Source organism: Mycobacterium liflandii, from assembly GCF_022354805.1.
In the GTDB taxonomy this organism is placed as follows: Bacteria; Actinomycetota; Actinomycetes; order Mycobacteriales; family Mycobacteriaceae; genus Mycobacterium; species Mycobacterium marinum.
Genome location: NZ_CP023138.1, coordinates 1564769 through 1591672 on the forward strand (window position 1 = coordinate 1564769; position 26904 = coordinate 1591672).

At 62.2% G+C, this 26904-nt stretch carries 22 protein-coding genes and 2 pseudogenes; 10 read left to right on the forward strand and 14 right to left on the reverse strand.

The annotated features are described in order from the left end of the window. Nucleotides 1–178: 178 nt before the first annotated feature. Nucleotides 179–1204: a hypothetical protein gene (locus tag CKW46_RS07100; protein WP_015354556.1), complete on the reverse strand. Its 1026-nt coding sequence runs from the start codon at nucleotides 1202–1204 to the stop codon at nucleotides 179–181. A gap of 303 nt (nucleotides 1205–1507) precedes the next feature. Here CKW46_RS07100 and CKW46_RS07105 point away from each other — a divergent pair, with 303 nt between their 5' ends. After that, entirely contained in the window at nucleotides 1508–1690 is a 183-nt protein-coding gene (locus CKW46_RS07105; protein WP_142925513.1) for a hypothetical protein, read from the forward strand. Nucleotides 1691–2086: 396 nt separating this feature from the next. On the opposite strand, the gene CKW46_RS07110 is transcribed toward CKW46_RS07105, so the two are convergent. From CKW46_RS07110 to CKW46_RS07145, 8 genes are all read right to left on the reverse strand, one after another. After that, on the reverse strand, nucleotides 2087–2245 hold the full coding sequence (locus tag CKW46_RS07110) for a hypothetical protein (RefSeq protein ID WP_482053007.1): 159 nt from the start codon (nucleotides 2243–2245) through the stop codon (nucleotides 2087–2089). Nucleotides 2246–2425: 180 nt separating this feature from the next. Continuing rightward, nucleotides 2426–2956 carry a hypothetical protein gene (locus CKW46_RS07115; RefSeq protein ID WP_240274280.1) on the reverse strand — a complete coding sequence of 177 codons (531 nt, stop codon included), beginning with the start codon at nucleotides 2954–2956 and terminating at the stop codon, nucleotides 2426–2428. 73 nt (nucleotides 2957–3029) lie between these two features. After that, nucleotides 3030–4049 carry a helix-turn-helix domain-containing protein gene (locus tag CKW46_RS07120; RefSeq protein ID WP_499018971.1) on the reverse strand — a complete coding sequence of 340 codons (1020 nt, stop codon included), beginning with the start codon at nucleotides 4047–4049 and terminating at the stop codon, nucleotides 3030–3032. A gap of 490 nt (nucleotides 4050–4539) precedes the next feature. Then, entirely contained in the window at nucleotides 4540–5574 is a 1035-nt protein-coding gene (locus tag CKW46_RS07125; RefSeq protein WP_117437214.1) for a tyrosine-type recombinase/integrase, read from the reverse strand. A gap of 229 nt (nucleotides 5575–5803) precedes the next feature. Then, nucleotides 5804–7321, reverse strand: a complete 1518-nt coding sequence (locus tag CKW46_RS07130) for an AMP-binding protein (RefSeq protein WP_015354562.1) — start codon at nucleotides 7319–7321, stop codon at nucleotides 5804–5806. Then, nucleotides 7318–8577, reverse strand: coding sequence for a malonyl-CoA decarboxylase domain-containing protein (locus CKW46_RS07135; protein ID WP_499018973.1), 1260 nt, complete (start codon nucleotides 8575–8577; stop codon nucleotides 7318–7320). Before CKW46_RS07135 ends, CKW46_RS07130 begins: the two co-directional genes overlap by 4 nt. 83 nt (nucleotides 8578–8660) lie before the next feature. After that, a complete protein-coding gene (locus tag CKW46_RS07140) occupies nucleotides 8661–10031 on the reverse strand; it encodes an MFS transporter (protein WP_117437212.1) in 1371 nt (456 codons plus the stop codon). After that, nucleotides 10021–11079, reverse strand: coding sequence for a carbon-nitrogen hydrolase family protein (locus CKW46_RS07145; RefSeq protein ID WP_015354565.1), 1059 nt, complete (start codon nucleotides 11077–11079; stop codon nucleotides 10021–10023). Before CKW46_RS07145 ends, CKW46_RS07140 begins: the two co-directional genes overlap by 11 nt. Before the next feature lie 107 nt (nucleotides 11080–11186). Here CKW46_RS07145 and CKW46_RS07150 point away from each other — a divergent pair, with 107 nt between their 5' ends. Continuing rightward, nucleotides 11187–12041, forward strand: a complete 855-nt coding sequence (locus CKW46_RS07150; protein WP_252872582.1) for a TrmB family transcriptional regulator — start codon at nucleotides 11187–11189, stop codon at nucleotides 12039–12041. 237 nt (nucleotides 12042–12278) lie between these two features. Here the strand turns inward: CKW46_RS07150 and CKW46_RS07155 are convergent, their stop codons facing one another. Together CKW46_RS07155 and CKW46_RS07160 are read right to left on the reverse strand one after the other, a co-directional pair. Further along, nucleotides 12279–12710, reverse strand: a complete 432-nt coding sequence (locus CKW46_RS07155) for a hypothetical protein (protein ID WP_015354567.1) — start codon at nucleotides 12708–12710, stop codon at nucleotides 12279–12281. Further along, complete coding sequence (locus CKW46_RS07160) at nucleotides 12707–13696, reverse strand: carbon-nitrogen hydrolase family protein (RefSeq protein WP_252872587.1); 990 nt, start codon at nucleotides 13694–13696, stop codon at nucleotides 12707–12709. Before CKW46_RS07160 ends, CKW46_RS07155 begins: the two co-directional genes overlap by 4 nt. Nucleotides 13697–14251: 555 nt before the next feature. On the opposite strand from CKW46_RS07160, the gene CKW46_RS07165 reads away from it, so the two are divergent. The 3 genes from CKW46_RS07165 (at nucleotide 14252) to CKW46_RS07175 (ending at nucleotide 18282) form a co-directional block, all read left to right on the forward strand. Continuing rightward, nucleotides 14252–14866, forward strand: coding sequence for a cupin domain-containing protein (locus CKW46_RS07165; protein WP_499018976.1), 615 nt, complete (start codon nucleotides 14252–14254; stop codon nucleotides 14864–14866). A 995-nt stretch (nucleotides 14867–15861) separates the two neighbouring features. After that, nucleotides 15862–17337, forward strand: a complete 1476-nt coding sequence (locus CKW46_RS07170; RefSeq protein ID WP_117437208.1) for a catalase — start codon at nucleotides 15862–15864, stop codon at nucleotides 17335–17337. A 285-nt stretch (nucleotides 17338–17622) separates the two neighbouring features. After that, entirely contained in the window at nucleotides 17623–18282 is a 660-nt protein-coding gene (locus CKW46_RS07175; protein WP_117437207.1) for a class I SAM-dependent methyltransferase, read from the forward strand. On the opposite strand, the gene CKW46_RS07180 is transcribed toward CKW46_RS07175, so the two are convergent. From CKW46_RS07180 to CKW46_RS07190, 3 genes and pseudogenes are all read right to left on the reverse strand, one after another. Next, a complete protein-coding gene (locus CKW46_RS07180) occupies nucleotides 18261–18779 on the reverse strand; it encodes a helix-turn-helix domain-containing protein (RefSeq protein WP_252872580.1) in 519 nt (172 codons plus the stop codon). The genes CKW46_RS07175 and CKW46_RS07180 overlap by 22 nt on opposite strands. Nucleotides 18780–19209: 430 nt before the next feature. Continuing rightward, nucleotides 19210–20123, reverse strand: a pseudogene (locus tag CKW46_RS07185) (transposase family protein); the annotation flags it as partial. A gap of 175 nt (nucleotides 20124–20298) precedes the next feature. Further along, nucleotides 20299–20889, reverse strand: a complete 591-nt coding sequence (locus CKW46_RS07190) for a helix-turn-helix domain-containing protein (protein WP_015354576.1) — start codon at nucleotides 20887–20889, stop codon at nucleotides 20299–20301. A gap of 90 nt (nucleotides 20890–20979) precedes the next feature. Between CKW46_RS07190 and CKW46_RS07195 the strand changes: the two genes are divergently transcribed. From CKW46_RS07195 to CKW46_RS07215, 5 genes and pseudogenes are all read left to right on the forward strand, one after another. Next, a complete protein-coding gene (locus CKW46_RS07195; protein ID WP_015354577.1) occupies nucleotides 20980–21765 on the forward strand; it encodes an aldolase in 786 nt (261 codons plus the stop codon). 26 nt (nucleotides 21766–21791) lie between these two features. Beyond that, nucleotides 21792–22670, forward strand: coding sequence for a dihydrodipicolinate synthase family protein (locus CKW46_RS07200; protein ID WP_015354578.1), 879 nt, complete (start codon nucleotides 21792–21794; stop codon nucleotides 22668–22670). Nucleotides 22671–23105: 435 nt separating this feature from the next. Continuing rightward, nucleotides 23106–23267, forward strand: a complete 162-nt coding sequence (locus tag CKW46_RS07205; RefSeq protein ID WP_482053011.1) for a hypothetical protein — start codon at nucleotides 23106–23108, stop codon at nucleotides 23265–23267. A gap of 119 nt (nucleotides 23268–23386) precedes the next feature. Continuing rightward, the gene (locus tag CKW46_RS07210; protein WP_482053377.1) at nucleotides 23387–24589 is read left to right on the forward strand and encodes an ISAs1-like element IS2404/ISMul1 family transposase; all 1203 of its coding nucleotides are present in this window, start codon (nucleotides 23387–23389) and stop codon (nucleotides 24587–24589) included. Nucleotides 24590–24939: 350 nt separating this feature from the next. Further along, nucleotides 24940–26657, forward strand: a pseudogene (locus CKW46_RS07215) (nitrite/sulfite reductase). Nucleotides 26658–26904: the final 247 nt, after the last annotated feature.

Below are 26904 nucleotides of genomic sequence, written 5' to 3' on the forward strand. Positions count from 1 at the left end.
TGCTCCAGTTTCAACGAAAATGCCTCAGTTTCGGTAGCACGCCGGCGCGGGATTCGGCTTCCAGCAAGAGCGTGCTCGTCCATTCGGCAGGATGGGCACTTTCGCCTAATCGGTTGTCCTGCAAACAGCTTGGGCGTTCTAAGCGGACAGTTGGAGCCGGATTCGCTTGCCGGTACGGCTAGGAGGCCTTGGACTTGGCGATCTGTTCGGTGATGGTGTCGATGATCGTGGGGAAGGCCGGGCGGTCAAGTGCCTCGGGGTGGAACTTCAGGAGGTGGGGTTGAGCGCCACGATCGGCGAAGCCATCGACTTTGCCGTCTTCGTTTCGTCGGTAGTCGGAGATGACGTCGAGGATGTCGAGGTAGTCGAGTACACGGTGGCCGGCCTCGAAGGAATCGCGGCTCAATCCGTAGTGCAACTTCCGTGGCCCAGCGGGGAGGGGCCGGGGTACGTCGCCGTGTTTGCTACGCATGCGCGCGGCGATGAGCAGCAGCGCCAACTCGCTGTCCTCGAGGACATGGATCCAACCATTGGTGAACAGCGATGCTGGGACGAAAAAGAACTCGCCGTCATGCTCGGGCACCCGGTAGACGCTGTTGTCGCCACCGGGTCGGGCGTCTTCACGCTTGAGGACGAAATCCTGGTAGCGGCGGCGGCCTTTGGCCGGCGGGACGCTGATCAAGTTCTCGTTGTGCAGCCTGACCAGACTGGAGTGGATCTGACGGGCCTTCTTGGTGGGCACGTCGACGAAGATCCGACCTTCGGTCGCGTCGCGGGCGTCGGTGGCAACGTAGTCCGTCCACCCCGTGCGGTCATTCTCGGCTTTCAGCGGCAGCTCGTTACGCGTGGCAGGCTGCCCTGGTGCCAGACGCAGCTGTGCTTCGAATAGCGCGATCAACAGAAACGACAAGGATCGGCCACGCGGTGACATCAACCGGGTGGCCGGCGGCCGCTGGTCGCGCTTGGTCGCATTGCGATTTGTGGTGTCTGCCGCCGCGTCGGGATTGAACAGACGCACGAAGCCGTGCCGAATTCGAAAGTCCCCAGGCGGCGTCACGCGACCCGAAAACAGTTCCTGTAGTCGGGCTCCCGCATGCGCCACCGACTGTTCCATCTGGGTAAGTCTGTCCAGCCGCGCCTTGAGGATCGCGCACTCCCGCACATTCGGTGGCCGAGCGATGCTCAGCTCAAAAAGAAACTGCACCACCCACCTCCAAGTGATTTACACCACAAAACGGCTTACCCTCGGCGCTCTGACCGCAACGCCTTAACCCTCCCAATAATACGGCGTGCTGACATTGACGGTGTTCTTTTCGGCGGGTTAAGCCGTTGTACGCAGGGTAGCACGCCCCCCGCTAAAGTCGCGTACAACGGCTATAGACGCACGTCAGCGGCTTGCGGGACTACCGCTACAGAGCGGGGAACCGGAACCAATGAAGCGGCCCTCGGGGGCGTATTCCCCGAAGGCCGGGGTGCGTCATCCCACGAGAAATGGAGGAACAACACAGTGTCAACGGTACCGTCCCGGCGGGCTTCTCAGCACCGTAACCAGCCGCCGGCCGAACGCCTGCCCCTGCGCTGGGTGGTGATCGCGCTACTCTCGCTCGCCGCCGCAGGGGTCGGCTACCTCTCGGCAGGCATCGTCACCGCGTGCGCGGTGGCCAGCGCTCTGCACCGGATCATCGCTTAGCAGGCTCGATCCTGGCTCGGTCGGCGTACCCACGGCCTCCCTTCGCGCGGGCTACGCCGACCGACCCGGATTCTCCTGACACGCCGCCCGACATCGACGACTCAACATCGTGATCCTGTCGGTGGCCGCGGCGGCAAATGAGGCAATGAGCGACGACGGCAGCGGCGTGCCTGCAGGTTCGACAAAGCCCCGCAAGCAGGCGGGAGGGGCGCACATCGCCGAGTTCATTACGCGGAGGAATTCTCGCGACAACCACATGTCGCCGAGGGCGTTCAAGTTGCGTCGAGCCGAGCGGTGGTCAGCATGTCGGCCTCAAGCCATAGCTGCATCACGAGGTGCGAATCGCGGTGAGCGCTCGCCACGGGCATCAGGACCACAGCCATCCAGGCGCCGTCGTTAGCCCGGCGGATCCAAGGCGATTTGGCGTGCCGGCATCCAGGGCGGCGTGAGCAGCATGCCGCCGTTTTTGACCCACATGGGTAGTTCGTGCCGCCTGGGGGCCGCACCGACCGCGGGGAACGCCCGGGATACGTCCACAAAGACAGGGCGGTTCATCCGATGCAGCGTGCGGTAGCCACACAGCGCATCCTGCCATTTATCGAACATGTGTGCGAAGTCTAGTCGTCGTTGCGCCCTGGGTGTTGGGTAGTGTGCGACCACGGAATCGTTGGATCGTCCGCTCGGCGGCAACATGAAGCGTGATCGACCAACGGTGTAGCGGCGTGCGGGATTGGTTCAGGATTTGTCTGCGGTTGTGACCGCAGTCCTGGCGCGCATGGCATCGCGGCGCAAAGCCACGGCGAGGTCGGCGTTGTCGGTGAGGTCGGCCGCGTTGGTCAGGGTGCGCGCGATCCGAGAGAACATCGCTGGGGGAGCAGCAATAGCACCGTCGGCGTGGGCGGATTGGATGAGGCCGGCCAGTGACAGCAGCTGGGTGGTCTCGTGAAGTCGGGCGCGGCGATCGTCCTCGTCGATGGCCGGATAGGTCTCGAAGAATAAGAGGGTTTCGGCGAGTCCGGCGATGAGCAGGCCGAAGCTGGCCACGCTGATGTGCGCGGTGCGCGGGAGCGTGAATAGGTTTCCGCCGGGTTCCTCCGTGGCAAACGTCGCCACGAGGCGATCAGCGATGGCGTCGAGGGCCGTGTCGTCAAGGTAGGGTCGCGCGGTGTGCTCGGTGATGCCGAGTTGTTTGGCCGCGGTGTAATGGCGTTCTGCGAGAAAGGTTTCGGCGGAATCGAGTGTGAGGGTCATGCCGCGTTCTCGCACGCGTGTTACCAAGTCGGCCGCGGATTCGTGTAGCCAATGGGGTATGGGCCGTGCGGATTGGCGGGGTGGGCGCTCATTCATCGGCGGCCGAGGGATTCTGGTCGCGGGAAAGTGCGGCTTCGGCACGTTCAAGAGGTGTGCCAGGCAGGGTACTGGGTGTGGGTGTGGTCATGATGGCGTCGGCGATCGCCACGTCGATGGCGCCGGTTACCTCCCCGACTAGGGGCGTGCCGCCGTGCAAGGCGTCGAGCTCGGCGTCGATGTCGACCTTAATCGAAACGGGGACAGGCAGATTGAGGCCAGCTAGGTGCTCGGTGACGGCGGCGGCCAGCGCCTGACCGTAGGCGGCGAGCTCGGCCCGTTGGTGCGCTTGCAGGCGGTCCCTGAGTGCCTGAACAGCGGCCAGGGCGTCGTCGATCGCGTGTTCTTCCGGGGTTGGGGGAGTGGGGTTTTCAGCTTCGGCCCGTACGGCGGCGTGAAACTCCGCGACTTGCACGGGGTCGTTGACCCAGTCTAACCCTCCCGGCTTGATCGGCACTGACGGCGAAATCGCGTCCTCGCGGCGCGAGAGTTCTTGTTCGGCATCGTCGTAGGCGGCCATGTGCTCCAGGTCGCCTAGGTCGTAGAGGATTTGTTCGGGTTTGAGGATGATGTCGACGGGCTCGGTGCGGTAGCGCCATAGGTCCCACTCGTCCTGGCCGACAGCAGCGTTCAGGACGTCGCGAACTACGGCGGCTTCCCAGGACCCGGGGCGGCCGGCCAAGATGTTGTCGATGCCGCCAGCGTTGGCGGTTGCCCCGGCCAATGCTTCGGTGACAAAGGCGGCCCAGTCGATCCGATCCGGCGGCGCATCCGGGTCGGGCTCCCACCCGCCGTTGGCGGTCCGCCGGACACGCTGATTGGTGAGGCGGGTCGCCTCGGTGAGGATCGCGGTGGCCTCGGCGAGCACGTCATCGTATGCACGCGGCTCCAATACGACCGCTCGTGTGAGGTAACCGGTGTCGTGCAACGCCGCGTCGAGGACCGTGCGGTAGGGACGGCCGAGTTCGGCGGCGGCTGACCGCAGGTTGGCCTGCGTTGGTAGCGTGCGCAATTCGCCTTTACGCCATTGGACGAGCGTCTGGCGGGTGATACCGATCCGATCCGCTAAGCCGGTGTCGCTGGCACTGTGGACACGTTTGTAGTCCTCAATCAGCCGGCCCAATTGGCTGGCAGGTCTCGTTGCCACGGGTCCCAGTGTCGCGTAACGTTCAACGTAGTGTCAAGCCATGTCATACGAAACTGTAACTGCTTACTCCCTTATTCTGTAAGCCATCACCTTACATAATCTCTATTATGTACGAGTTGTTGGCGCCTCGGCGGCGGGAGTCAACGGCTGTTGGTCAGTCACAGCCTCTTCCTTGCCGGCCGGAAAGCTTCCGTCACTGTGACGGAGAGGGCGCGCCTTGATCCTCGCTCGCCCGACTGCAGGGAATATCGATCGGGCCACGCTGGTTCATCGTTTCGCGAGGATCACGCTCGTACTGGAATCCCCTGGTCGCTCATGGAACCTCTTTTGCGTCGGCGTCCGAGGTTCGCGGAGACTATGGGTCTCGTGGTCGGGTAGCGACGAGGCGATAGAGAGGGTTTAGCTCGGCGGCGGAACGCGTGTCGGTGCCAGCACCGTCGACGTAGCGCTGTGAGGTGACCATGGACTCGTGACCGAGTAGCTTCATCAGTGTGTAGACGCTGACGTTTGCATTGGCGAGTTCGGTGGCGAAGGTGTGGCGCAACCCGTGCACAAGCGCACCGGATGACCGCTCGCTGTCGATTCCGGCCTTCTTGAAAGCCCGCAGGATTCGATACTGGAGAGTTCCCCGCGTGATCCGCTCTCCGTCTGCCCCGAGAAACAGCGGAGTCTTGGGTGAGAAGCAACTGAGTATGTCAGTGCCCGCGGATCGCCTGCGCGACTGTGGAAATCGGGCGACACGGGTTCGTAGGTAGTGCTCGATCACATCGAGAAGCTCTTTGCCAAAAGGTATCCGGCGGTCTTTGTTGCCCTTGCCGTGAACATGTAGCACGCCGCCGTCGTCGGTTCGGCGGATATCACCTATGTCGACGCTGATGAGCTCGTCGCTCCTCAGACCGGCCAGCAGGGCGGTGAAGACGATCGCGCGGTCGCGCTCCGGCCAGTTGTTGCGGTGCGCGGATCCTTGGTCGGCGTCGATGGCAGCAACCAATTCTGTGATGGCTTGCGAAGGATAGCTTTTAGGAAGGGATTTGGGCACTTTCGGACGACCGATGAGCGGCATGGGATTGGCATCCAGGAGGCCTGCTGTGTAGAGGTAAGTACACAGAGTATTCCAGGTCGACCAGCATCGCCGAATTGAGGCGGCCGAGTGGGTTTCTGCGTAGTTTGCGAACGCAGTACGCAGATTGTCTACGTTTAGCTCGGTCGTCCGAAGCGCCGGGAGACACTCGCTGCTACCGGCGATGAATGCGGCTATGGCTTCGAAGTCTTGACGATAGGCCTTCGCCGTGTGTGGTGAAGGTTTGCGAACCGCGTAATTCGCTAAGAAGTCGATGAACCAATCCGGGTGGTTCGGGGTGAGCCGCTTTTGCGGGTCGGTTCTGGGCATGGCTCCAGCATGACAGCATTTTCGTGGATAACGGAGGATATCCATGAACTCCATCGGTCGTGTCGCGACGACTCGTCGAGGCCATCGCCGGCCGGCAGGTTATTGCATTAGGTGGCTGTGGGCTCGTGAATCGGCTTTGCGAGGCCCGTTGGGGCGGGCTGCGCGTGAGCGCTGGGCAAGGTGAGCGCGAGAGGCGTTGTGGTGGGCCGCCTCGTGCGAGGTCCTGCGGTTAGGTCGCAAATAGCCCCTGGTGCTTGTTGCGTAGGGCCGCCTTTTGCACCTTGCCCATAGCATTGCGCGGCAGCGCCGCGACGATCTTTATCGCGCGCGGCTGCTTGAAGCGAGCGAGGTCGGGCGCAATGAAGGCGAGGATGGATTCGCCGTCGGGAGCTGACGTGGGCTGCGGGACGACGACGGCGACCACTGTTTCCCCTAAATCGGGGTGTGGCACGCCGATGACAGCTGACTCGAGCACATCTGGATGGGCGTCGATCAGTTCTTCGATCTCCTTGGGGTACACGTTGAACCCGCCGGAGATGATCAGGTCTTTGTCACGACCGATGATCACGAGATAGCCGTCCTCGTCGATGCGCCCGACGTCGCCGGTGATGAAGTAGCCGTCCTCGCGGAACTCGGTATCGGTCATTTTAGGGAGTTTCCAGTATCCGGCGAAGACGTTGGGTCCGCGGACCTCGATGCCGCCGACTTCACCGTCGGGCAGCGGCGCGCCGGTTTCGCGGTTGACGACGCGCACCTGGATGCCCGGCAGCGGGCGGCCTACGGTCCCGGGCTTGCGCGTGCCCTCGTAGGGGTTGGACGTGGTCATGCACGTCTCGGTCATCCCGTAGCGCTCCAGGATCGCCCGCCCGGTGCGCGCGTAGAAGGCCTCGTGATCGCTCGCCAGGAGCGGTGCGGACCCCGACACGAACAGCCGCATTGATCGCACACGGTTGGAGTCAAGGCGGTCGTCTGCGAGTAGGCGGGTGTAGAACGTGGGAACTCCCATGAGAACTGTTGCGTACGGCAGTAATTCGATGATGGTGTCGAGGTCGAACTTTGATAGGTAGTGCACGCAAGCTCCGCTGGTGAGCGTCAGGTTCATCGCGACGAATAGGCCGTGTATGTGGAAGATCGGCAGTGCATGGATCAGTCGGTCGTCGGCGGTGAAGCGCCAGGCCGCGGTGAGTGCCGCGCAGTTGGAGGCAAGGTTGCCATGTGTGAGCACCGCCCCCTTGGGCCGTCCCGTCGTGCCGGAGGTGTAGAGCATCGCGGCGGCGTCGGGTGGTCTCACATCGTGGCCGGTCGTACGCGGCGCGGTACCACCGGCCTCCCGGAGCAGGGTGCCGTCGCCGTTGGCGCCCAGGGATTCCAGCACGAGGGAATCACCTGCGCTACTGCGGTATTCGCCGAATCGGCGGGGTGAGCACACGAGCACACGGGGCTGGGCGTCGGAGAGGAAGTGGTCCATCTCATGGCTGGTGTAGGCGGTGTTGAGGGGCAGGAACACGGCGCCGATCTGCAGGACCGCGAGGTATAGGGCGATCGCTTCCCAGGATTTGTCGACTTGCATCGCGACGCGATCACCAGGTGTCACGCCGTGGGTGAGCAGGCGCGCGGCGATGCGCTGCGCGGTTTCTGCCGTGGTTGCGTATGTGATCTCTCGTCCGTCGGGCAGGTGAAACAGGGTGGCATCTGGTCGCTCGCTTGCGCGGTCGTGAAACGAGCGGTGAATCGGCTGGAATGTCATCCGCGCGGCGCTTTCTGGGCGGGTTCGCCGGGTTTTCTGTGATCGAGCTGTTTTCGCATGGGCCCGTCGACGGCCACGATGCGGTGGCGGATGAACGTCTCGTGACGGCGTTCGAGGGCGGCCGGATCGTAGTGGTAGTTGATCATTGCGCCGTAGGATTGCCGCCAGCCGAGGGCAGACGGGTCGGCGGGCCAGTTCACCCGCCACGCCGCGGCGCCATTGCTGAGATGGAATCGGGCCACTGGGTCGATGGGCCGTCCGTCGGTGTCGCGCTCGTCGGCGATGTAGCTTGCCAAGGCTGTCGACAGCGCGGGATGCAGGGCTTCGGGATCGTCGAGCGCCTCGTAGTCGGCGGCGTGTTCCAGCGTGGCGCGCAAGTTGCGGGCGTCGTCACTGTCCTGGTGTGCCAACCACTTTCGGAAACCGGGGATTGGGGACAGGGTGACAAACGCGGTGAGATGGGGAAGCTCTTGGGACACCTGCTCGATGACCTGCTTGATGAGCAGGCTGCCGAAGTGGATGCCGGCCAGTCCGTCGAGCGCGTTGTTGATCGAATAGAGGCAGGCGGTGTCGGCGTTTTCCGGATCGAGGGCTGGACCGGGTGCCAGCAGTGGTTCGACTTGCGCCGGGATGCCTCGTACTAGTGCTATTTCCACGAAGATCAGGGGTACGTCGCCGGTCGCGGGATGCAGGAAAGCGTAGATGCGGCGGTCGGGCGGCTCGAGACGGCGCCCGATATCGGCGGAGGTCGTCATCGGGTGGACACGCTCGTAGCGCCGTAATTGTGCACGGAGTGTGGCCGGCGGGTCGGCGCTGACTTGTTCCATCCGGAGGAATCCGCGGTTGAACCACGAAGCGAGCAGGTGATGCAGGTCGTGGTCAAGGGGCCGCAGTTCGGGGCGCGCACCGAGCTGTCGTCGCAGATCCGCGCGTAGCGAGGTCAGTGCGAAGGTCCCGCCGGGGGCGTGGTTGAGACGACGCAGGAGTTGCTGTCGGGCGGGTTCCGTCGCGTCGGACAAGGCCGTGGCCTCAGTTTCCCCGCCGCCGCCAGACTTAGCCGTCTCCCAGCTCTGGTATGCGGCGCGCACGCGTTCCTCATCCACGTCGTAGTGCCGCACGAGATGTTGGTAGAACGCGAGACGTTCGGCGTCGTCGAGCCGGGAGTAGGCGCTGAGTGCGCGGGCGGCGACTGAACGTCGCGAGGCTTCCCCGATGTCGCTCATCAGGGTGCGGCACTCGCAGATCAGCGTGGCCAATGTGTCCACGCGTTTTTCACCGATGTCTGGCGATAGCGCGTTTGCGCTCAAAGTGCCCGCGGAATTGCTGCAGTTGTTTGCCGTCAGAGGTCGACATGACGCAGGTCTGCGCTCAAGTATGTACCCGTGAACAAGAACAGTGCCCCAGCGGCGAGGAGGACTAGCGGCGTGAGGTCGTAGTTGACTGCGCGGCTAAGTCCGAGCATGTAGTAAGGGTAGAAGGCGGGGAGCACACTGGGCAGGCTGTAGGCGATGCCATACCCGGAGGAGCGCACGTTGGTGGGAAACATCTCGATGATGTAACTGGTGATCATGGCGAAAACGGCGAGGCCGCCGATGATGGCGATCGCCGCGCCCACGATGACCGCGACGGGGTGGTCGAAGTTGGCGATGGCGAGAGTGAAGGCGAGTGTTCCCGGGACGAGATTGAACAACGCGATCGCCATGATGACGCGGCGGCGCCCGTAGCGTTGTCCCGCTGTGCCGATCGCCGGGAAGATCGCGACCCCGACAATCGCTGCCACGAGCACGCTCACGTTGACGGTGGCGGAACTGGTGCCGAGTTTTTTGAAGTGGCCCGGGAAGACGCCGATCGTGCCGTCGAGGATGAGCCAGGCGCCGGTGGAGGTGATGAACGCGACGGCGAAGTTGCGCAGATTGCGGTCGCGCATCAGTTCTCGAAGGGGATTGCCGGCGTTGGGGGCTTTGGTCCAGAGCTCGGATTCTGGCACCGAACGCAGGTAGTGGGCGAAAACCATTGCCGAGATGACGAAGCCGACGACGAAGGGAATGCGCCAACCCCACAGACTGTACGCGGTGTGGGCGCCCCCGGCGGGCATGCTCTTCAGCAGCACGATGGTGAGCACGGTGAGGGATCCCAGAGCTGCCGGGTAGCCGACGTTAAGCAGTGCGCCGTAGACGCCGCGTCGGTCGCGGGGCGCATACTCCATGGCCAACGGATTGGCGGCGGTGTACTGGCCGCCGAGGAAGATCCCGTCGCCGAGGCGCAGGAAGACGAGTGTTCCTGCCGACCACCAACCGACGGTGGCGTAGCCGGGCAGCAGCGCAATGAGTCCGGTGCACACCGTCAGTCCGGCAGCGGCCCACACGGTCGTTCTCCGACGCCCGTGTCGGTCTCCGATGACGCCGAAGATGATTGATCCGATAGGACGCCCGATCAGCGAGACCGCGAAGACGAAAGCGGTCAGTGTGGCCGCTTGAGTCTTCGACGCGTGCACCGGGGTGAAGTAGGAGATCGCCGGAGCCAGCGCGATGACGGGCAGGTAGACGTCGTACATGTCGAAGAAGAACCCAATGATGGCTGCGCGCAGCGTTTTTCGTCCGTTGGCCCGGTAAGCGGCATCGCAGTGTCGGTTCAGGGGCGGCTCATCATGTTGGGGTTCGTGCGTCGCGGATCTGGTAAGGCCGGTTCGTGTGGTGATGTCAGCGGCCATCGTGGGCGACCGCCTCACCGTTCTGAACGGACTCGGCTTCCAGGGCCGCGGAATCCAACACGATGGGGTCTTCGCGCGTCGTGATCGCCGGGTGGCGGCGCTTGTCCACGCGCAAGTCGAAGATGTCGAACCGGTTGTAGGTGCCCACGATGTCCTGGGCGCGCTTGAGCACGATCTCCTCGTGCAGGTCAACAGTCGTGAGTACGATGCCTTCCGCGGTCTCAGGCGGGCCGGCGACGATCTCCCCGCGGGGCCCGACAACCATGGAAACCGTTGGTGTGGAACGCAGTTGCCGCTCGATGCGCTCGTCGCCGCGGGCCACCGCGTCGACCGCCTGCGCATCGAGAACGGTCGCCGCGACGATGGTGAACACCTTGCCCTCGAAGCTGTGGGCCGCGCTGCGCAGGCGGATGCTCTCGGCCAGGTCATACTCGGGGACGCCGGCGCGCTGATCGAAAGGCCAGGCCGGGGGATAGGTCGCGATATGCAGGCGCTCGCCCTGGGCCAACAGTGTGTACTTGGCAAGGGTGTTGGTGTTCTCACCGCAGATGAGAGCGCCCAGGAACCAGCCGTCGAGTTCGACGGGTTCGAGACCGTGAGCGTCGCCGTGCGACCACGTCATCCGCTCGTGCCAGGTGCCCACCAGCTTGCGCCGATGATTTACCAGGTTGCCGTGCTGATCGAAGATCAGGTTGGAGTTGAACACCTGGCCAAGAGAGTGTGAGGCGCGTTCGTTGACACCAACGGACAAGACGACACCGTTGCGCGCGGCAATGCTGCCCAGGCGTTGCGCGTGCGGGCCCGGCACCGTGATTGAGGATTCGAAAAGCCCGAGGTGAAACTCGTGCTGGTCCACCGGAGGCAAGACCGATCCCCAGATCGGGAAGCCGGCGACGAAAGACTCGCCGAACACCACCAACTCGGCACCCTGTGTAGCCGCATCGGTGACCAGCGATTCGAGCTTGTCCAGGGTCGCGTCCCGATCGAGGAACACGGGCGCGGCCTGCACTGCCGCGACGCGGACGACAGGAAGACGATCGTTGGGCATGGCCAGGCTCCTTCGGTAGCGCATCAATGAACGTCGACACGCTTGGACAACGAGATGCGGGACAGCTTCGATGCTTACGTTGTACTGCGTGAACGTCAATGCCACCAATGTCGACGGAATTCGACAACAGGAGTTTTAACGTGCTGGAAATTTGGCGGCAGTTGGTCGCTGCGGGCCTAGACCCCAAGGACGCGCATTTCTATTTGGCCGTCCTGCGCGGTGGGCGCATGACGGTTGCCGAGGCGGCCCGGCACGCCAACGTCAGCCGCACGAGCGGCTACGACATCGCCCGTCGGTTGCAGGCGCGGGGGCTGCTGACCCGGGTCGAGTCCGACTCGCCGTTGGATCAGAAGGACCTGCGCACCCACAGTCATCTGATGGCGAATGACCCTGCGCTGTTATTGGACGAATGGGCCGTGCGGAAGCAGGTCCTCGACGACGTCGTGCCTCAGCTGCGAGCCCTGCATTCAGGCAACCGCGCGCGCCCGAAAGTCCGCTACCTGGAAGGTCCGTCGGGTATCCGTACGGCCCTGTTTGAGACCCTGGAATGGCAGTCGCCCATCCGAGGAATCCTGTCGATGCAGGACCTCATGACGGTGCCCGGCGAGGCCGCGATGGACGACTACATCGCCGGGCGCCGCGAGCGCGAACTCGTCTTACGTGTCATCCGCACCCGCGATCACGACTGGCCGGGTGGCTGGTTGACCAGCGCGCGCGACTACCGCGTGGTCAGGCATACACCCGTCGAGTACGAGTTCACGATGACGGCGGTCATTGGCTCACGAGAGGTTGTGGCTCTGTCGTCGGCCCGCGAGACATTCGCCATGATGATCGAGAGCGAAGAATACGCCGAGATGCAAACAAACTTGTTCGAGGCGTTGTGGGGACTGAGCACCCCGGCCGACAGCGACGACTCTGGGAGCCCTGAAAAGAACCGCCGCGCACGCTACTCAGGCTCTTGAACCGTGGTTTCCGCCCGGGCGTAGCCTCATCGCGGCGCCCCCCACACCGATTGCTCGCACGATCATGCGGCCTCGACTTCACCTGGAAAAGATGTTCATTCGGTTGCGGCTCTGACTCAGCTGCTCGTGCTGACTTGGGCTGTACTGCCCGCACGGATTAACAGGGCTGCATTCCCCGACAAACCCGTGCTTTCGACGTGAGCATGCTAGCTCAGCGCTCCGCCGCCGCGGCCGGTGTCACAGTTGGGCGTCGATGAAGCCTGCGAGAAGCACTGTGAAGCCGCCCATTTCGCCGACGATGAGTGCCACCATCGCGATGTGCAGGCCAAGGTTGGGGTGGCTGAATTGGTTGGTGGTGTCACGTTTGGCGCCGTGGGCGATGTAGCTGAGGATCGCGGCCAGGAAGAAAAACACGAGCACCAGCGACGCCGAGAGATTGATCCATTGCGGCCAGGCGCTTAACTGCACGAACACGGCGATGAGCAAGGTAGCGAACGCGTAGAGCAGTGCGGCGCGGTGAGCGATATCGACGTAGGGGTGGGCGAGGTGATCGCTGCTGGTACTCATTTGCTGGTATTTCCACACCCCCAGCCCGAGGGCCAGCAGGAAAATCAGGCCCGCGGCGAGAAGTGTGATTGAGGTGGCAGTCGTCAAGGCCTGGCCGGTCATGGGGTCCTTCCGGGTGGATCGACGAGCGAAGAGGGCATCGGCGTGCACCTATCGCGATGTCGCGTCGACTCTGGCCCGATATGGCGCCGATACCAGCGTCTTCCATGCCACCTCTGGTAATGCCAGGCGGCCGCGGGTAGTAGGCCACGTGAATGAAGCCAATAGCCGGAGGGCGTGGGCAGCACCGGTGGTTGGCGTCCCAGTGTGACCTCGGCTAGGACGACTCCTTGGCCTTGCTCGGGGCGACGTTCGGCCAGCACGTTACCCACTGCGTCGGTGATCAGGGTGGAGCCTTCGAAGTGGCCGCGGTACTTGCCCGGCAGCCACGGCATGGAACAGGTCAGTACACCAGCGTGGGCGGCGTGCGCGATCGGTGCGCCGACATAGCGGGAGAACGTGGCCGCCGCCGTACGAGCGGTTTCCGCGTTGCGTTCTTCTAATCGGTCGAAGATCGCGTGTGGTCGCCAGGATGGAATCGACCACCAGCCCGATCCTGACATCACGAGGTCGACGCGGCCCTGTAGTCGTCGTGCCGTTCGGGTGCGCATCAACTCCCAGCACACTGCGGCGCCGATCGTGTGGGTCGTCGTTTCTATCACGCCGTCGTCATTGCCTTCGACGTAGAACGCGTTTTCCCACATGGTGGGCAAATCTTTGTCGTGGCGGCCCACACCGCCGTCGGCGTCGGCTAGCACATAGGCGTTCCGGACGTGTCCGTCAGCGTCGCGACACAGATACGAGCCACCGACCACCGCGCGGTGTCGACGGGCAAGGGTCGTCAGCAACCGGGTGGCTGGGCCATCGGGGGGAAGGGCCGCATCGATCAACGAGGTGTCGAAACCGATTCCGGTGGAGAAGAACTCGGGCAACGCTATGAAGGATGCGCCGGCCTGTCCGGCTTCATCGGCCAGTCTTTCGCAGGCGGCCAGATTGGCGTCGACGTCGCCGAGTACCGCCTCGAGTTGCACTGCTGCTATTAGCGCCACGTCATCGCAGACGGTGTGTCGGATGCCGTTGTAGTCGTAGTGACGCGCCGCAAGTCCAAGTGCGGTTGCGACACGATAGATGGCTCCTCGGCGCATGGTCCTACTACAGGTGTTAGGTGTCGCGGTGTGTGCACTCGGCCCCTTCTGTTCGATTGACCCGGAGTATATGATCCCAAGTGTCCTAAATACAACTTTGTTGCCTGGGTCTGGTCGCTGGCGGTCGATGATGTCGCGGTGCGGTGCGCCGACTGTTGGTGAAGATTCTCTGCCCGCATTGATGGGGTAACTCGCAGTAATGCAACCAAATCGTTGGTCCAATATGACGGGCGTAACCCGTACCGTCGGCGCTAAGAACGTCGCCTTTACGTCACCAATGCGTGCCGCAGGGTGCCGAGGTCAGGTGTGCACCATTTACCGAAAGCCGTTGTCTCATTGGAGGGTTGTACTCACGATCGACCCCACTTCCGATGCAGAGAGGCCGCCAACAGATATCGAGAGGCAGGCCGGGGTGTTGCTGAATGTCGGGATATCGGTTCATAGACGTGAGCCAAAGAATTGGTTTACACCCCCGACTGGGGAGTGGGCGGCAGGCGCCACACCGAGGGTGCTCAGAGATGGAGGCAGAATATGGAGACGGATCCCCACGCCAGTGGTTTCAGGATATTCCGGGGTAAAGACGCGCCCCCGATAGCCAAGGTCGGCTGTATGAAGATTGAGCCCATGACTGACATTCAGACGAACGGTATGATGAAAGCGATCGAGGCGGGCTACCTCGACGGCCAGCAAGCGCACATCATTGTTGATATCCCGGGTTTTTGCCTCTCGCATAACTGGTTCAAAAAGAACTTCCCACTGATGCAGCACACCCATGACACCGACTGCCTCTACTACGTCGTCGCTGGTTCAATCAGCCTCGGCAAAACAGAACTGGGCCCGTGCGACAGCTTCTTCATTCCAGCAAACACGCCATACACATACACGACCGGCCCGGAGGGCGCCGAAATCCTTGAGATCAGACACGACGCGAAACACAACTTCTTGATTCGCTCGAATAGCCAGGCCTACTGGGAAAGAGTGGTGAAGACCGTCCAGGACAATGTCAAGGATTGGAAAGTCGCGGATCGACCAACACGGCGACTTGAGAGGGATTTCTTCGCTGAACCACTCTGATGTGCCTCGAAACGAGCAGCCCCGCAACCCAGTTGGCTGTGGACTGGGGCGCGGTTGCGGCCCGTCTGGGGTTTACTGACCACTGATCATTCGCCGCTTCGACCGTCGTGTCGTTAGTGCGACGTTCGAATGCGCGCAACCGGGTATCGGTTTCGTCCGGCCTCAATAGCACTTCCTCAGCTGCACGATGTGGTCTTTCGCCGGAGGCCTGTGAACGATCATCGACTGACTAACTTCGCCGATAAAGAGCAGCTGCGGGCACGCTGGGTCGGTGCGCCGGCCCGGGAGGGCCACCATTGGGTGCGACTAGCCGCCGAGCCGACCCGTGAACGCGCTGTCATCGACGTCGAGGGCAACAAGATCGACGACCGAAGACTCAAGGTTACCCCGCGAGGTCGCCGAACGAGCGCTCAGCGAGCAGGATTCCCAAAGTCGTTGACACGGCGGTGAATCACTACGACTTCCCGGACCAAAAATATCGCGGGATGTCACCGAGGCCGATCGGGCCACCCAAGATCACTACCAGATCTGGAGCCAGTGGCTGTTGGGTGGCGATTTCCTCGATGCCGTGCGACATATTGAACTCGGTAGCCGGGATCTTCAAGTATGGGATCGTGGACTCCGCAGTCCTCCAAGGCGAGGTGTTGCAGCGCTAATGTCGTCGCGACTATTGCCAGTAGGACACTTGTGTCCTACTGTGTAAACTACGTCACCATGGGTGGTGTGTCAGTACGGAACTGAGAGAAGTGACGATATCAAGCATCATTTGATGCGCTCGTCGCGCCGCAGGCTGATCCGACGCGGGCTGGTGATCGGAAACGTGTCTGACATCTTCCCCCGCAGTTCAACGTTGTAGGCGGTCGGCCCACCACCGCCAAAGCCAGACGTAAAGGGGGCACAACGTTGGTGTCCACCCTCACTGGCGCATTCGCTGGACGTGGAGAGTCGGTTACTAAAAGCCTTCCTGGCCATAGCCAACATTCAAGGAGATCCCGATGACGAAAGACAACCGATATGCCACGTTGACCACTGCCGCGGGCAGCCCGGTCATCGATAACCAGAACACTCTGACCGCTGGGCCTCGCGGTCCCGTGCTGTTGCAGGACGTGTGGTTCCTGGAGAAGATGGCGCACTTCGATCGCGAAGTCATCCCGGAGCGCCGCATGCACGCCAAAGGTTCTGGAGCCTACGGAACGTTTACCGTCACCAAGGACATCACCCGTTATACGCGAGCCTCAGTCTTTGCCGCTGTCGGCAAGACAACGGAGTCCTTCGTTCGGTTCTCCACTGTGGCTGGAGAACGCGGGGCCGCCGACGCTGAACGCGACATCCGCGGATTCGCGGTGCGCCTCTACACCGATCAGGGCAACTGGGATCTGGTCGGTAACAACACCCCAGTGTTCTTTCTGCGTGATCCGCTGAAGTTTCCCGACCTCAATCACGCAGTCAAGCGCGATCCACGCACCAATCTTCGCAGCCCACAGAACAACTGGGACTTCTGGACGTTGCTACCCGAGGCGCTGCATCAGGTCACCATCGTGATGAGCGACCGCGGAATCCCGGCCAGCTACCGGCATATGCACGGCTTCGGCTCACACACCTTCAGCATGCTCAACGTCGACAACGAACGACACTGGGTGAAATTTCACTGGCGCACCCACCAGGGCATCAAGAACCTCACCGACGACGAGGCCGAAGATCTCATCGGACGCGACCGGGAAAGCCACCAACGCGATCTCTTTACGGCGATAGAGGACGGAGACTATCCCCGTTGGACCCTTTACATCCAGGCGATGCCCGAAGCCGATGCCACCACCGTGCCCTATCACCCCTTCGATCTGACGAAGGTGTGGCCGAAAGCCGATTACCCGCTCATCGAGGTCGGTCAGCTTGAACTGAATTGCAACCCACAGAACTACTACGCCGAAGTCGAGCAAGCCGCCTTCAACCCCGCCAACATCGTTCCCGGTATCGGCTTCTCGCCAGACAAAATGCTGCAGGGCAGACTGTTCTCCTACGGCGACACCCAGCGCTACCGACTCGGTGTCAACCACCATTTAATCCCTGTCAATGCCGCCCGCTGTCCAGTTGCCAACTACCACCGCGACGGCGCCATGCGGGTTGATGCCAACGCCGGCTCCACCATCGGCTACGAACCTAACAGTGTTGGCGCGTGGACCGAACAGCCCGACTTCGGTGAGCCCAGTCTGGGTATCGCGGGAAGCGTCGATCACTGGAACTTCCGCAAAGACGACGACAACTACTTCGAGCAACCTGGCAACCTGTTCCGGCGGATGAATAAACAACAGCAGCAAGCCCTCTTCGACAACACCGCCCGCGCCATCAGCGGCGCGTCGGACGAAATCAAGCAACGTCACATCGATAACTGCACACAAGCGGATCGCGTCTACGGAGCCGGAGTAACCGCCGCGATTAACGCACTAGCAGCCGAGAGACGACAATGCCCCTGACACAGACGGCATCGCCGTCGCTGGTCAAACCACGGCAACATGAGCCTTGCATTCTAGCAACCCTGAACACTTGCAGTCAGCTGCCGACCAGCTGGGTGTATTCCATTAACTCGGCGCGACGGATCTTATTGAGGGGGACCCATTTTGGTGGTCCAGTCACTATGCAGGTTGAGGTTGGTGGTCGTGGTCCACTATCGAGCGGACCCGATTCGATGATTCACTGTGCGAGGTGGTCGGCCGCGGTGTGAGAGCGGTTCGTTCTAGACGGGCACCGTGCCCCTATCGATGCTCGAGGACATGAGCTCCTTCACGCCGGCCGCGGGCCGATTCGCGCCTACCTTTATTTACGATCCCCTGATCACACTTACGCGCGAACGTCTTTGGCGCACAATTGCCGTCGCGCACTTAGCGCCTCGGCGGGGCGATGTCATCGTCGACGTCGGGTGTGGCACCGGTTCTCTTGCGGTGCTGATCGGCCGCATCCAACCGCAGGCCCGCGTCATCGGTGTCGACCCGGACGCCGCCGTGCTGGCAATCGCTGCGCGTAAGGCAGATGCCGTTGGTGTTCAGGTGGATTGGCGCACTGCGATGGGCGATGACCTAGGCGCGGTTGTGTCCGCCGAATCAGCCGACGCCATGGTGTCTAGTCTGGTGCTGCATCAGTGCCCGATGCCGACAAAACAGGCGATCATCGCCGCCATGTTCGCGGCGTTGCGGCCTGGTGGCCGGCTGGTCATCGCGGACTACGGTTGGCAGCGCACCTGGCTCATGCGCACCGCCTTCCGCATCGTGCAACTTGCCGACGGCAAGACCGACACCCAACCCAACGCCGACGCGATCCTGCCGGATTTATTGTCCGAAGCGAACTTCCAGGACATGCGCGAGGCCGACGTGGTCTCCACTATTAGCGGATCGATATCGATCTACGTCGCATCCAAGAAGTGATGCCGCAGCAGTGGCAAAACAGTCGCCGGTGTCAGGCCCATCATTTCGCGCATCTGGCGGGTGAGGTGCGCTTGGTCGGAGAAACCTGCGGTGACCGCGGCGTCGGCGAGCGACTGACCCGCCTGCACCGCTTGCGCAGCGCGGCGAAGACGCGTCCACACGCGCCAGCGCGTGAGCGGCATGCCGAGATCGCGCCGCGCCAACGCGCGCAACCTCTGGGCCGACAGGCCCACCTGCGCAGCAACCGCCAGCAGCGGCACGCTGTTCTCGCTCAGCGCTGAGAGCGCCTCGACCAAGCGGGGGGCCAGTTCGGTCGACGGCCTCCGCCATGGGTCTGAAATGCCGCCAACAAGCAACTCACGCAGTTCTGGTGCTGCGCTGATCCCAGCGCCGTGATGGTGACGCAACTCGTCGGCGAGCGTGCAGTGCGGGTCCACGAAGTACGTCGTCACGTCGACCGACGCCTGCAAGCAATGCTCGACCATCGGCGCGATCACCAGCAGCGATGATCGATGCCGGTAACCGCGACCGTCGAGAACGGCAACGTTGTGCCCGTTTCCGATCGCAATCTAAAAGGCGGCATGCCGATGGGCGCAACCCGCGCCGATCGGCCCTCGATGCACCGCTAACCCAGTCCCAATCTCAAACCACGGTGCAGCCCGCCGATCCACGCCCACCTCACTATTGTCACTCGGCGTTTGTTCGATGCGAAACCATGCGAAGCCGGCCAACGGCTCTTCAGGCAGTTGAGCTGCGTCATCCGGGTCAGGCTGAGCGTTCGGCCAGCGAGACGCACCAATCCGAACCGGTGGCGCACTGCAGCCAAAAGTTGCGGCCCGTTTGTCGGCGCGTCGCTGTGCGGCTTGAGATTGTCGGGCAGCAGTCCACTGCTGACGAACTCGTGTGGAGTTAGTTGGTCATCTCCAGCGAGCTGGGATCGATGAACAGTGGACCGACCACTGTTGAATCGGCACCCATCGCTTCACGGCGTGCGCTGCGAATTCGAGACCGTTGTCGAAGCGCACATAGTGCGGAGCCCGTGCGTGAGGACCACAGAATCCAAGACGCCATCGACACCGTCGGCATCGTTGGACCGATCGACTCGATCGCGAGGATCTCGGCGAGTGACCTGGTCGATGACGTTCAACGTCTTATTTGGTGTGGCCATCGACGGTCGTGTCGAACTGAAAGTCCATCGCCAAAATCGCTTTCGGACGAATCGGTGAGATCGCGCCCGCCGCGATACCGACACCGGTCAACCCTTTTCCTTGCGGCGCTGCGGGACCCGCAGGCTTTCCGCACGCCACAGCCAGCCGATCGGCTTGTCGTTGACTTGCCAGCGGCCGACGGGCCATCTTGGCCGGCTCGTCGGTACCCCCATCGAGGCGGATCGGTGGAGAAGCGGCGCAGCCAGGCCCCCAGCTCGACCATTCTCAGTAGTGATCGGGGATCGCGTCAGGACGCATCGTGGAACGGCGCAGACTCACGACCGTGCGGGCGTGGTCGCTCGGACACCCCGAACCGCTCACGCAGCATCGCAACCGCACTACGCTTGCGGTTCGGGTCAGAAAAGCTATCCGCTCAAATCTCCGTGAGTATGTCGATGCCGAGGGCCGAGTTGGCGGCCAACTTCTCGACCCTGGCGTTCTCAGCCTTGAGTTCTTTGAGCCATTTGGCGTTGTCGGTCTTTGCCGCCATACTGGGCAAGCCACGATGCCGCGTCGACTCGGTGATCTCTAGATGTTGGCACTCCTCGGCCAGTTCCTGGCCGGCTCCATCGAGTTTGTGCCCCCAGTGAGCTTGCGAATGATCTGTTTAGCGCCCGAACGGTTGGGCAGCAGAGTCGCACAACTACGGGACCACTGCGCAAAAGCTGTGTAATGCGGGGCCCATCGTCGTATCGCGCCCCTTCAGCGCACGAAGCGCCGCCGCGCCCGCCACGTGCTGGGACGGATTCACACAGCGCGCGCCCGAGGTTTGGATACCGCGGACTTTCTGAGTCGAATCTCCGTGTGGTCAGGAGGTGGGGTCGATTCTTTTGGTTCGCAGCGCTGTTGTCGCAGAACCGTTGCGTGTTGATCCGCGGCGTAAGGCGGGGGTGTGGTGAGCCACCACGATCACCGCCGCGGGCTGATCACCCACCTGACGGAGTTTGTGGGGCGCGGAGGCATCGAAGTAGGCGCAGTCTCCGGTCTCCAGCAGGATGATGTGGGCGTCGTGGTTGAGTTCCACCGTACCGGAGTGGACGAACACAAACTCTTGGCCCGGGTGTGTGGGATGTGGATGGGAGGTGAACTGGCGGCCGGGGTGTACGACGAACGGTGCCATCGTCTTGCCGAGCATGTTGGCTGCAATCGCGTGTTGGCGTTCGCCGCCGCGGTCGGCTACCCGCTCAACGGATAGTGTAGTGACCTCGGGATCTTCGGAGAAGAGTTGTGCGACATCGACGTCGAGGGCCCGCGAGATTTTGAGTGCGGCCGCGATGGACGGGACGCTGTGTCCACGCTCGACCTTGGATAGGTAACTCTTGGTCAACCCCGTGCCAGTCGCCAGCTCGTCCAAGGTCATCCCGCGCTGTTGGCGCACCGTACGTAACACACCGGCCACACGACGACCCTACCGCATTGACGGTAGGACACAATGTGTCGTATGCTAGATTTAGTGTCATCGTCCGAGGCGGAAGATGGGAGTAGTGAGATGACCAGCACTATGCACGACACGAAGAGCGATTTGATGCAGCGCGCTCAGGACAATTTGACACGCCACGTCGGCGAGTCCGAGTGGACTACTCAGGAGAAACTGGCGCTGACGTGCCGGTCCTTGTTTGACGCCGGTCACGATTCGGGCCTGGCCGGGCAGATCACCGCGCGCGCCGAACGGCCGGGCACCTACTACACCCAGCGCCTGGGCCTGGGGTTCGATGAGATCACCGCAGGCAACCTGCTTGTCGTGGATGAAGACCTCAACGTCCTCGAGGGGGACGGAATGGCCAATCCTGCCAATCGGTTCCACTCCTGGATTTATCGTGCCCGACCCGATGTCAACTGCATCGTGCATACCCACCCCTTCCACGTCGCGGCGCTGTCCATGCTCGAGGTGCCGTTGGTGGTGTCGCAGATGGACATTGCGCCGCTGTATGACGACTGCGCATTTTTACCGGACTGGCCGGGTGTGCCCGTGGGCAACGAAGAAGGCGAGATCATTTCAAGCGCCTTGGGCGACAAGAAGGCCATCTTGTTAGCACATCACGGCCATGTGGTGGCAGGTGCCAGTATCGAGGAAGCCTGCTCGCTGGCCATGCTGATCGAGCGGGGCGCCAAGCTGCAGCTGGCCGCCATGGCCGCCGGCACCATCGCCCCGCTGCCCGATCGGCTGGCACGCGAAGCGCATGACTGGACGCTGACCCCCAAAAGGAGCCAGGCCAACTTCGCCTACTACGCACGGCGAGCTCTGATTCACCACCCAGACGCGCTCACCCACTGACCCACTGCGACAGGAACTACGACGTCATGACCGAAATTCACGGCATCATCGCTTATCCCATCACTCCTTTTACCACTGACGGTGAAGATGTCGACACCGGCACGCTCGCCGGACTCGTTGACCGACTGGTGAGCGCCGGCGTCCACGCCATCGCCCCCCTGGGCAGCACTGGCGAGTCGGCGTATCTCACCGAGGCAGAATTCGACACCGTAGTCGACACCACCGTAAGCACCGTTAACGGTCGGGTGCCCGTTATCGTCGGAGCCTCAGATCTGACCACGGCCAACACCATCCGCCGAGCCCGGCACGCCGAACGTGCCGGCGCCGACGCCGTGATGATCTTGCCCATCTCCTACTGGAAACTCAACCTTGGTGAGATCGCCCAGCACTATGCGAGCGTGGCCGCCGCGGTCGGTCTTCCAATCATGGTCTACAACAACCCTGCAACCAGCGGCATCGACATGCGACCTGAATTGTTGGTGCAGCTGTTCAGCGACATCGACAATGTCACCATGGTCAAGGAGTCCACTGGTGACATCACCCGGATGCAGCGCATCAAGCAACTGTCTGGCGGCGAGCTGCCCTTCTACAACGGCAGCAACCCATTGGTCCTTGAGGCATTGACGGCAGGAGCCGCCGGGTGGTGCACTGCTGCACCTTGCCTCCGGCCGCAGCCCTGTCTGGATCTCTACGACGCAGTACGCAACGGTGAACAGGAACATGCCCGACAGATCTATGACGACCTCGCACCGCTGCTGCGCTTCATCGTTGACGGCGGACTACCCACGACCATTAAAGCCGGCTTGGATCTGCTTGGCCACGGTGTCGGGCATCCCCGCCGCCCGTTGCTGCCCCTTGACGACACCCGCCGAGCGGAGCTCAGAAAAATACTGGCGATTGACTAGCCGTATGACGACTGGCCTTAACATCGCAGGTCGTTGACATAAGGAAACGACCACGCGTTGGCCGCGTCAGCGTTCGACAAGCCAGACGACGTTGGGGCGCTCAGCACTGCTGGCCGTGGATGGGTGAACAGCACCGCGAACCCACGAATTCCCTCCAACAATCGCCAATTTCTCCAACAATAAGTAGCGCCCAGGCCACCTCATTGAGGCTCACCAACAGGTTTCGATCATTGCTTGCTACCCACTGTGGCTAGGCGCTCAACTGAACGAACGCGGGCGGTCCGTAGCGTGGCGCCAGCGTAGAGCAACGCGGTGTGGTGCACTACATATGGGTGGGGATGGCGAGATTGCCAAGGCCACCTTCGGCTCGCGGCGCTGATACCAACGCTGACGGTGCCGGCGTTGGTAATTCCAATTCCACGCGTCAATGCCAGGATGACTCGCGAAAGCGGCAAGATCGCGCGTCGTTTGTTGTGTGATGTGGTCGAGGTTCGCGAACTCGGCGATATTTACACATTGTTGGATCGATCTCGGTGTTTTCGCGAATCTGCGCCAGTGGGCTCGGCAATGAACCAGGGCTCCGGCGTTGTTGATTAGCAGGCTTGTGAGCTGGGTTGATGATCTTTGGTGCCGCGCTATTGGGGCCGGAGTGTAGGCACGGGCTATCTGGAGAACGATCGAGTTGGTTACTGTTCGTCGTTGGTCTGGAGTTGCCCGTGCCTACCGTTTCAGTATTGCCTGTGTCGTCGGTTCCAGAGGTGTTCGACCGCTGGAGTCCTGGTGAGCGCAGCGAGCTCATCGGATCGGAGTTTCTCGATGTGTTGGCCTCGGTGCCAGACCCGAGGGACCCACGCGGTCGGAGGTATTCGCTGATGGCTTTGTTGGCGATCGCGGTTCTGGCCACTGCCGCGGGGATGCGCGGCTATGCTGGTTTTGCCACATGGGCGGCCACCGCTCCCGATGATGTGTTGGCCCAATTAGGGGTCCGGTTCCGGCGGCCCAGTGAGAAGACCTTCCGCGCTGTTTTGTCTCGGCTAGACCCCGCCGACCTCAACGCCAGGATGGGCAGTTACTTCACTGCACACGTGGCCAGCAGCGACCCCAGTGGATTGGTGCCGATCGCGTTGGACGGCAAGATGCTGCGTGGTGCTTTACGCGCCAAAGCGACAGCCACGCATCTCGTGTCGGTGTTCGCCCACCGTGCCCGATTGGTGCTCGGTCAACTCGCTGTCGCCGAGAAAAGCAATGAAATTCCCTGCGTACGTGCCCTGCTCACGCTGCTGCCGGGTAGCTTGCGGTGGCTGGTCACCGTGGATGCGATGCATACCCAGGTCGTCACCGCGAAGTTGATCTGCGCCACCTTGAAGTCGCACTACCTGATGATCGTCAAGTCCAACCAAGCCAAAATACTTGCGCGTATCACCGCGCTGCCCTGGGCCGAGGTGCCCGCAGCCGCTACCGACGACTCCCGCGGCCACGGCCGTGTCGAGACCCGCACCCTGCAAATCATCACCGCTGCACGAGGAATCGGCTTCCCCTACGCAAAACAAATCATCCGGATCACTCGTGAACGCTTGATCACCGCCACCGACCAGCGCAGCGTGGAGGTGGTCTATGCCATCTGCAGCCTGCCGTTCGAGCACGCCCGCCCTACCGCGATCATGACCTGGATGCGTCAACACTGGGGAATCGAGAACAGCCTGCACTGGATACGCGACGTCACCTTCGACGAAGACCATCAAAGGGCACATACCGGAAACGGCGCACAGGTCCTAGCAACGCTACGCAACACCGCGATCAATCTGCACCGCCTCAACGGCGCCGACAACATCGCCGAAGCCTGCCGGATCACCGCTTTGACCGCCAACCGCCGCCTAGACCTCCTCAATCCACAATTCCCCAGCTCACAAGCCTGCTAATCAACAACGCCGGAGCCCTGGGCAATGAACCGCGGTAAAGATCTGAACATTGCTCGTCGGTATTCGGACGCGACCCTACAGACCCAGGTGAGCACATAACGCGCCGGTAGGGGTCCCAGTTGACGGCCACTATGGGGCCGCTGACGGTCGTTGGCCGAGGACCTGCTTCGACAACCCACGAACAGCCCCAACACGAGTGTTCATCGAGCGCACTGATTCTGAGCCAACACTATCCCATCTTGCCGTATTGCGTTATGCAATACTTGCACTATGCAACACCATATCCCGGCGAGCGTGACCTTGGACATCGTCTGTCGCTTCGACCCGCGACTAATCGCTGGGATGCACTGATGGTGGCCGGTCCCGGCGCCAGAGCGCAGACGATCACGGCGCGCAAGGACCGCACACAGCAGCTGAGTCCTCGAAGTGAAGGCCAATGGGCGCGTGGCTACCGCGAGCCGCTCAACGCCACCGAACGATTCAAGCGCGACGATGACGGCCTCCAGGTGCGTGAGCGGATCATCAATGTCTACGCGCGGCGCGGTTTCGACTCGATCGATCCATCGGACCTGCGCGGACGATTTCGCTGGTATGGCCTGTACACCCAGCGTCGCCCCGGCATCGACGGCGGGGCCACAGCGACCATCGCGCCACAGGACCTCGAGGACCGATACTTCATGCTGCGTATCCGTATACCCGGAGGTCGGCTGAGCACCACGCAGTTGCGGACAATCGGCACTATCTCAACCCAATACGCTCGCGGCAGCGCCGACATCACAAACCGGTAGAATATTCAACTGCATTGGGTGAGCATTGAAGACGTTCCGGCGATCTGGGAAGCACTCGAGGCTGTCGGTTTATCAACCACGGAGGCGTGCGGAGACACCCCACGCAACATGCTGGGCTGCCCACTAGCGGGCATCGCGGCCGACGAGATCATCGATGCGAGCCCTGCGTTGGCTTCACTGGGTCGGTTTGTCGGCGATCCCGCCTACTCCAACCTGCCCAGAAAGTACAAGACCGCTATTTCTGGCTGTGCTCAGCAGTGCACACTGCACGAGATCAACGACGTCGCCTTTGTCGGTGTTGTGGGTCCCGACAATTCAGTGGGCTTCGACCTCTGGGGCGGCGGGGGATTGTCGACCAACCCGATGTTCGGCACCCGACTGGGAGCATTCGTAGCGGCCGACGAGGTTGATACAGTGTGGGCCGCGGTTACCGGGTTGTTCCGCGACTATGGATATCGCCGCTCTCGGGCCAAGGCACGCCTGAAGTTTCTCGTCGCCGACTGGCGGGCGCAACGCTTCCGCGAAGTCCTCGAAACCGAATATCTGGGACGGCCCCTGCCCGACGGACCGCCGCCAGCAGCGATGACCGCCACCCGCCGCGACCACGTCGGCATTCATCGCCAGAAGGACGGCCGCTACTACCTTGGCGTCGCGCCCACCGTTGGGCGTCTGTCGGGCAGCGTGCTCACGAATTTGGCTGAGCTGGCTGAACAACACGGGTCCGCACAGGTGCGCACCACGATTGAGCAGAAATTGATCGTTCTCGACATTCCTCACAAACGTGTCGCGTCGCTCGTCGCGGCTCTGGACCGCCTGGAATTACCAGTCCATCCCAGCGTGTTTCGACGTCAGACGATGGCCTGCACCGGGATTGAGTTTTGCAAGCTGGCGATCGTCAACACTAAAGATCGCGCCCGCGCCCTCATCGCCGAACTGGAACAGCGCCTACAGGAGTACGCGCAGCCGGTCACAATCAACGTCAACGGGTGCCCGAATTCGTGTGCGCGCATCCAAACTGCGGACATCGGGTTACGCGGATAGATCGTCACCACCGCCGCGGGGGAACAGGTCGAGGGTTTCACCGTCCAATTCGGTGGTGGTCTCTCTGCCGCGGTGGGCTTCGGCCGTAAAGTACGCGGACTCAGAGTGGCTGCCGACCATCTGCCCGACTACTTGAAACGCTTCTGCGTAGTTTCGACATCGATCGCCGACCCGGCGAGACGTTCACCGATTGGGTCCGCAGGGTCGACGACGCCGAACTCCTCAAGGGCGTTGAGTGATTCGATGGGCGAGCGTGTCACGCCGTCGAGGTTCACCGAGCCAGACGGATATGGAGTTCTTCTACTGCCCGTACTGCGGCGGACAGGCACTGTTTCCCATTGACGAACACTGTTGGGAATGCCGCTCGTGCATAAGGATTTTCGCTGTCACCCTGCAAGCGGTTGGCTACCCGACGCATGACTCTTAGAGAGCTGCATCTGCGGTACGACACGAGACCGAGTCACCGCTTCCAATAGGCGGGGAGGA